The organism is Pseudomonas sp. CNPSo 3701 (assembly GCF_028674975.1).
GTDB classification, from domain to species: Bacteria; Pseudomonadota; Gammaproteobacteria; order Pseudomonadales; family Pseudomonadaceae; genus Aquipseudomonas; species Aquipseudomonas straminea.
Window position 1 is genome coordinate 1,480,050 of the sequence record NZ_JAQZSI010000001.1, and the last position, 7,540, is coordinate 1,487,589.

The window sequence follows — 7,540 nt, forward strand, 5'->3', positions numbered from 1 at the left end:
TGAAATGATTTGTAGCGACTGAGCGACGAGTGGAACGGATTCGGCAATGTCGAGGTTGTCTGATGGGCTGGGGATATCCCCGGCATCGGCAGCCGCCGATGCGCTATTCGCGGTCGAAGGAGGCCGCCTATGATTCGCAAATCCATGCTCATCGCGTTGTTGGGTTTTTCGCTGGCTGGCTGCGCTGTGTATGGCGATAGCCGTTATGGCAACCGCTATTACGAACGTCAGTATTACCCGGGCGCCTATGTGGAACGCACCGAGGTCTATGGCGCACCCAGGGTTTACGTCTACGAGGACCGCCGCTACCCACCGCCGGTTTACTACGTACCGGCGCCCCCCAGGCACTACGCGCCGCCCCCACCACCGCCTCGGTACTACAGCACACCGGCCTACGACCCGCGTTATTACGGCCGTCACGACCGCAATCGTCCTGACTACCGTCCGGCACCGCCGCCGGGTTGGGAGGGGCAGCGTTATCACTACCAGCAACAGCAGCGGCCGCGCCCGTCCCCCCCGCAATGGCAGCCGCGCGAGGCGCCTCAGCGTATCCAGGGCATGCCCATGCGCGAGCGCTGACAGCCCCACCGATGCGCACCCCGGTGCGCATCGGCACGTTCGTCGCCTGTAGTGGCATCTAGCAATTGTTTTTTAGCCTTATGCACCGCACCATGATGGCGTTGCCTGTCTGGAAGCATGGTCGTGCCCATCGGCGGTTCTGGCGTTCTCTCACTTCGTTCTCGCTGGCCTGTGCTGGTGGCGTGGCTGCTCGCCCTGTCGCTGGTGGCGGGCGGGCTGCAGGCGCAGTGGGACTTCCAGCGTATTGCCGCCCGCGCCGAAAAACTCTACGGCCCGCTGGGCGCCGGTAAACCGCGTATCGATGCCTGGCAGCGCCTGCTCGACGAGCAGCGCAATGCTCCCGAGGCCGACCAGCTCAAGGCTGTGAACCGCTTCTTCAATCTGCAACTGCGTTTTCGTGATGACTAGGAAATCTGGGGTGTTGCCGACTACTGGGCGACGCCTGTCGAGGCGCTGATGCGCGGCGCGGCCGATTGTGAAGACTACGCCATCGCCAAGTATTTCAGCCTGCGCGAGCTGGGCGTGCCGCCTGAAAAGCTGCGCATCACCTACGTAAAAGCCGTGCGCCTTAACCAGGCGCACATGGTGTTGACCTATTACCCGACCCCCACCTCGGTACCGCTGGTACTGGATAACCTGATCGATGCCATCGAACCGGCGACCGAACGCCGGGATCTGGTGCCCGTGTATGCCTTCAACGCCGAAGGGCTGTGGGTGCCCGGGCCGGCAGGCGGCAAGCAGGTGGGAGACAGCAAGCGCCTTTCGCGCTGGCAGGATTTGTTGAAGAAAATGCGCGCTGAAGGGTTTCCTTAAGGCGTAGCGAGGAGTTGTGCATGTCACTGTTCAAGCAGTTGTGTGTCGCCATCTGCGTGCTGATGCTGGTGAGTTTCGCCGGCAGCGTCGTGGTCAACGTGGAGAGCTCGCGCGAGCAGCAGGTCAACCAGTTGCGCTCCCACGCGCAGGACGCCGCCACGGCGCTGGGCTTGTCGCTTGGCTCGCACCTGGACGACCCGGCGATGCTGGAACTGATGGTCAGCTCGATCTTCGACAGCGGCTATTTCGAGAGCATCCGCGTGATCAGCCCCGACGACAAGGTGCTGGTCGAGCGTTCCGGCCCGAGCCTGGGGCGCGGCGCGCCGCAGTGGTTCGCCGATCTGGTAGACCTGGCGCCGGCCCAGGGCGACGCCATCGTCAGTGACGGCTGGAGCCAGGCAGCCCATGTCGAAGTGGTCAGCCATCCGTATTTCGCCATCGCCAAGCTGTGGCAGACCGCCTACGCCACCTTCCTGTGGCTCGCGCTGATCAGCCTGCTGTGCATTGGCCTGGGGGTGCTGCTGCTCAAGCGGCAGCTACGCCCGCTGGAGTATATGGTCGAGCAGTCCAACGCCATCGCCCGCCGCGAGTTTCTCAGTGCCTCCAAGCTGCCACGCACGCCGGAGTTTCGCCGGGTGGTGGCCGCCATGAACCAGATGGTGGAAAAGCTCAAAACACTGTTCGACGAGGAAGCCTCGCGCAGCGAGAAACTGCACGCCGAAGCCTACCAGGACAGCCTTACCGGGCTGGCCAACCGTCGCTATTTCGACCTCGACCTGGAGGCCCGCCTGACAGGTGAAGAGCGGGCCAGCAGCGGTGTGCTGATGCTGCTGCGGGTTAATGACCTGGCCGGGCTGAACCAGCGTATTGGCGGACAGCGCACCGACCAACTGCTCAAAGCTGTGGCCGAACAACTACAGCAGGTCAGCCAGGGGCGTTTCCTGCTGGCGCGTAACCGCGGTGGTGAATTCGCCTTGCTGGCTGCCGGTGTCGACCGGCAGGAAGCCGAGCAACTGGCCGAGCAACTGAGCAACGCCTTGCTGTCGCTGCAGCAGACCGGAGCCAGCGACTGCTCACCCGTGGCGCATATCGGTATCACCAGTTTCGCACCAGGGGCGAGCAGCAGCGAGCTCTATAGCGCACTTGATGCCGCACTGGCTGAAGCCGTCAGCAATAGCCACAGCCAATGGGCGTTCGTCGAGCATCGCCCGCAAGCCGCTGCCCCCGGCGAGCGCAACGACTGGCACCGCCTGTTGGACAGCGCACTACTGGAGGGGCGTTTCCTGCAGTACGCGCAGCCGGTGGTCAATGCTGCCGAGCCGACTCAGGTGTTACACAACAAGGTACTGGCGCGTTTGCTCGATGAGCGCGGCGAAACCATTCCCGCCGGCCAGTTTCTGCCGTGGCTGGAGCGCTTTGGTTGGACCGCACGTCTGGATCTGGTGATGCTTGACGCCTTGCTGGCGCAGCTCGCCAGTCACGACGGCAAGCTGGCGCTGAGCCTGTCCGGCAGCAGCGTGCGTGACGCACGGGTGCTGGAGCAGATCTACGAACGGCTACGCCTGCATCCGGCAGTCGCTGGCCGTCTGATTCTGGAACTGGACGAAGGCCAACTGCCCGGACCTGCCGAGCTTGAGACGATCACCCGCAAGCTGCGCAGCCTGGGTGTCGAGCTGGGTCTGCAGCATTTCGGTGGGCGCTTCAGCATGATCGGTAACCTGGCCAAACTCGGCCTGGCTTACCTGAAGGTCGATGGCAGCTTTATTCGCGGCATCGATCAGGAAGGCGACAAGCGCCTGTTTATCGAGGCCATGCAGCGGGCGGCCAACAGCATCGATCTGCCGTTGATCGCCGAGCGGGTGGAAACCCGTGGGGAGTGGCAAGTACTGCAGGAAATGGGCGTCAGCGGGGTGCAGGGGCGCCTGTTCAGCGAGCCGGCGGCATGGGCCTGATCAGATCAGGCCGCGCTCTTCGTCGTTGATCAAACGGTTCATGCCGCCGAGAGCGTCACGCGCTCGGCTGCGGCCCATCAACTTGCTCTGGGCCGCCTCCGGCAGGTCGGTGATGCGCACCACGCCTTTCTTTATCAGCACGTCGATCAAATCCTCGAGCACGCGGATCATGTCCAGGTCGCTCTGCTTGAGTTGCAGCAGGCTGCTTTCCACGTTCTGATTGGAAAACCAGGCTCGCGCCTCTTCGCTATCGGCCGTCAGCTCGCCGTTCATTCCCTCGAAAGGCTCGGGCTGCACGCGCAGCAGTTCGCCTTCGGCATTACGTTTTATGTAGAACACGGCCTTCTCCGCTAAAACCTGTCTGCTATAGCTTAGGGGCTGTTGACGTTTCGCGCACGGCTCGCGCTGAAACATCAACAGACCCTAACACCCCGCCACGAAAGTGTGGCGGGGCATTGGCCTATCAGGGGTCGACCTTGATCGTGTGGTTGGCGATCAGCGTGTTGATGTCGTAGCTCGGTAGGCTGGCCTGACCGAGATCGATCTGCACGTCGGCCTTGGCCGCGACTTGCTGGGTGGTGGTGTCGGCGTTGTTGAACTCACCCTTGGTGCTGATCAGCAGGGTAGAGCTGCCGTTGTCCGTCACCAGCTTCAGGTAGCTGTCCAGGTTGTTGCTGTGATCCTGCAGCAGCGAGCTGAGGTCGATGGTGTCGCCCTCGGCCACGTTGAAGTCCTTGATCACGTCTTTGCCGAAGTCGCCTTTCTGCCAGGCGAAGGTATCGGCACCGGCACCACCGAACAGAATGTCGTCGCCTGCACCACCGACCAGCAGGTCGTTGCCGCCCTGACCGTAGAGGATGTCGTTGCCGTTGCCGCCGTACAGCTTGTCCGCGCCGCCGCGGGTATCGCCGGCCACGTTGAAGGTGTCGTGGTTGGCGCGGATATAGTCGTACAGGTCTGCGTTGGTCGGTGCGACGCCGTTCTTCAGCTCCAGGAAGGTTTCCAGGGCTTTCACACCCGAGCCGTTGTACATGTCGGCGGGTTTGGCCGGGTTCCCATTGAGACCCCAGGGCAGCGCGTCGGTGTTGATCACGTCGCCGAAGATGATGTCGTTGCCATCGCCGCCGAAGATGGTGTCGTTGCCCACGCTCACCGGCACATTGGCGTTGGAGCCACCGTGCAGGGCCACCGATAGCTCATCGGCCGAATTGACGATCTCGACCTTGCCGACCGGCACCTTGGTGTAGTCCACGCGGGTGATATTGTCGATCGACATGGAGGCGCTGTTGAGGTTGAACGACTTGTCGTCAACACTGAACTCCAGGCGATAGGTACCTGCACCGACCACCGAGGTTTCGACGTTCGTCCAGTTGCCGCCAGTGGTTCCGCCGCCCGTTTGTACATCGGTCCAGGCGCCATTTACCAATTGCTGCAGCTTCCAAGTGAGCGAGTCGCCGCTGCCGGTATCCGTTGTGCCGTAGGCAAACTTCAAGCTGCTGAAGGAGCCGTCCGCAATCGTCAATGTCGGGGTTGCCGCGGTGACAGGCGTGCCGCCCCAGGTATCCCGGATTACCAGCGTGTCGGCGCTGCGGCTTACGGAGCTACCGCCACCTGTTCCGGACGTGTCCCAACTGCCCAGGTTGTTCCAGCCGCTGGTGTTGTTGTTGAAGTTGGCCAGCACGGCTTGCGTGCCATTGGTCAGGTAGGTGGAGGCCGGTGTATCCGTGGTGTTGTCGTACAGGCTCAGGTTCTTCTCACTGACCCCCGAACCGATGCCGATGGCCTGCACCGAGCTCTTGCCGGCGAGTACGTTGAAGGTATCGAGCGAGCCCAGCAGTACCTGATCGGTAGTCGCCGAGCCGTTGCCACTGAGCGCAGTGGTATTGCCGTTGTAGTAGTAGGTTGGGTCGCCGTCGGACAGGAAGAACGTCAGGTTCTCGTAACCGGCTGCTTTGGTATGGCCGGCAGTGCTCTGTGCGTCGAACCAGGCGCTCGCTTCCTTGAAGGCGGCCTCGTAGTTGGTGCCGCCACTGGCGGTGAGCTTCTGGATATTTGCCAGCAAGGCGTCGAGGCTTGTGCCACTTTGCAGGTCTTCGACCTTGGCACTGAGGGTTACCTTTTCAGCGAAGCCCACCAGCGTGACGTTGACCACACCATCGTGGCCCGCCAAGGTTTTCACGAAGTTCGACAGCGCAGTCTTGGTCAGGCTCATGCGGTCACCCTGCATGCTGCCTGAGGTGTCGACGAGCAGGGCGATGTTGTAGTTGGTCGCCGGCTGAAGGGTGGTCAGCGTACCGCCGGCATCACCCAGTAGCACATCGTTGCCGGCGCCTCCACGGATGGTGTTGTCGCCGTTGTCGTTGGCGCCGTCGCCAGCCACGTGGATAACATTGGCGGCCTGGTTGACCTTTAGGGTAACGGTCGCCGTATCGCTGCCGCCTTTGCCATCGCTGATGGTGTACTGGAAGGTGGCGTCGCCGTAGAAGCCCGACTTGGGCGTGAACACGACATTGCCGTTGTTGAGCGTGACCGTGCCGTTGGTGGCGTTCTGAACGCTGGTGATGGAGAGGCTATCGTTGTTCGGGTCGGTGTCATTGCCGAGCAGGGTGCTGCTGGCGATGGTCAGGCTGTCGCCGGCGTCCATCGTCAGGCTGGAGGTGGTCGGCACGTGGTAGAGCATGTCCGAGTCGACGACCTTGAAGTTGCCTCCCTGGCCTACCTCGACCTTCAGGCGTGCATCGCCGCCCTGATCCCAATAGATGATCTCGATCTGCTGCGGCCCGGCATTGGCAGCGCCGATGGTGAAGGATTTGCCCGTGGCGGTCGCACTCGACTGGATGTTGTTGAATTCGGCGACCACCTGGCCATTGATACGGATACTGTAGCCGTCGTCCGCGGTCACCCGGAACTGGTAAGTACCTGCGGCCAGGTTGATGTAGCCGCTCATCTTGATGATGGCGTCGGAAGTATCACCGGGATCCGTGGACAGGGCGTTGGCCTTGGCGCCATTACCCGTTGTGGTGTTGACGCCCAGGAACGCCTGCAGGTTGGTGCCGTTGCCCAGGCCCGTGGCGTTGCTCAGGTTGCCGTAATCCAGCGTCGTGGCATTGAAGGTCGCCGCGGCTTTGTGGGTGTCGATGAACTGGCGAACCTGGCTCAGGTTCGTCAGGTTGGCGCCGTCGTTGCCGGCACCGGTGCCGGTGTCGTTATAGCCGAAGTACTCGGCTTTCAGACCGGTGACCTTGGTGTAGCTGTCGTCCTTCGCATCCGGCGTGCCATCGATGATGCCGCCAGTGGCGCTCTGGCCGCCGATGTCCAGCTTCACCGTCTCCAACGGCTCGCCTACTACGTTGTCGGCAAGGGTCTGCACGGTAACCGAGAAGCTGGTGACACCTGCTGGCACGGTGATCTTGCCCGTGTTGGCATCGTAGGTCACACCGTTGCTGAAGCTCTGAGCGTTCAGCTTGTAATCGACGTTGGCGGTTGCCGTGCCGGTGGCGTTGAAGGACAGCAGGGTCGGCGTCGAACTGGCGTTGCTCAGGGTGACGTTGAACACCAGGTTGTTGCCTTCGACCACATTGTCATCGGCCGTGCCAGGCTGACCGACTTCGATGGTTTTCACCGTCGGAACCGGGTCGTTGTCGATGATGGTCGCAGTACCGACCTTGCCGCCCACATTAAGCGTGAAGGTTTCGGTTGGCTCGTAAACGGTATCGTTGATGGTTGGTACGGTGACGGTGAAGCTGGTGACGCCGGCCGGCACGGTGACGGTGCCGTTTGCGGCGTTATAGGTCACGCCGTTGCTGAAGCTTTGGTTGGTCAGGGTGCCGTTGTAATCGCTACCGGCAGTCGCAGTGCCCGCATTCAGCGCGAGGCTGAAAGTAGTAGCTGTACTGCTGGCGTTGGTGAGATTGACGGTGAAGACGGCGTTGTCGCCTTCGTCCACCTGGCCGCCGGCGTTATCAACTGCCGAGCTCACAGAGCCTACAGTCGGCGCCGCATCGTTATCGATGATGGTCGCGGTACCGGTTTTCCCGCCGACCGTCAGTGTGAAGGTTTCGGTCTGTTCGAAGACAGTGTCGTCAACGGTCGGCACGGTGACGGTGAAGCTGGTGACGCCAGCCGGAACAGTGACGGTGCCGTTCGCGGCGTTATAAGTCACACCATTGCTGAAGCTTTGGCTGGTCAGCGTGCCG

4 protein-coding genes and 1 pseudogene are annotated in these 7,540 nt (G+C 62.1%); 3 read left to right on the forward strand and 2 right to left on the reverse strand.

From position 1 onward, the window contains the following. The first annotated feature begins 129 nt into the window (after positions 1-129). From PVA39_RS06775 to lapD, 3 genes and pseudogenes are all read left to right on the forward strand, one after another. The gene (locus tag PVA39_RS06775; protein WP_274123380.1) at positions 130-579 is read left to right on the forward strand and encodes a hypothetical protein; all 450 of its coding nucleotides are present in this window, start codon (positions 130-132) and stop codon (positions 577-579) included. 117 nt (positions 580-696) lie between these two features. Beyond that, a pseudogene (lapG, locus tag PVA39_RS06780) lies at positions 697-1,392 on the forward strand (cysteine protease LapG). Between the two features lie 20 nt (positions 1,393-1,412). Beyond that, positions 1,413-3,344, forward strand: a complete 1,932-nt coding sequence (lapD, locus tag PVA39_RS06785) for a cyclic di-GMP receptor LapD (RefSeq protein ID WP_147175024.1) — start codon at positions 1,413-1,415, stop codon at positions 3,342-3,344. On the opposite strand, the gene PVA39_RS06790 is transcribed toward lapD, so the two are convergent. Both PVA39_RS06790 and PVA39_RS06795 read right to left on the reverse strand, forming a co-directional pair. Continuing rightward, the gene (locus tag PVA39_RS06790; RefSeq protein WP_013792353.1) at positions 3,345-3,683 is read right to left on the reverse strand and encodes a hypothetical protein; all 339 of its coding nucleotides are present in this window, start codon (positions 3,681-3,683) and stop codon (positions 3,345-3,347) included. Between the two features lie 124 nt (positions 3,684-3,807). Further along, positions 3,808-7,540, reverse strand: a 3,733-nt coding sequence (locus tag PVA39_RS06795) for a beta strand repeat-containing protein (RefSeq protein WP_274123381.1), incomplete at its 5' end; no start/stop codon positions are given.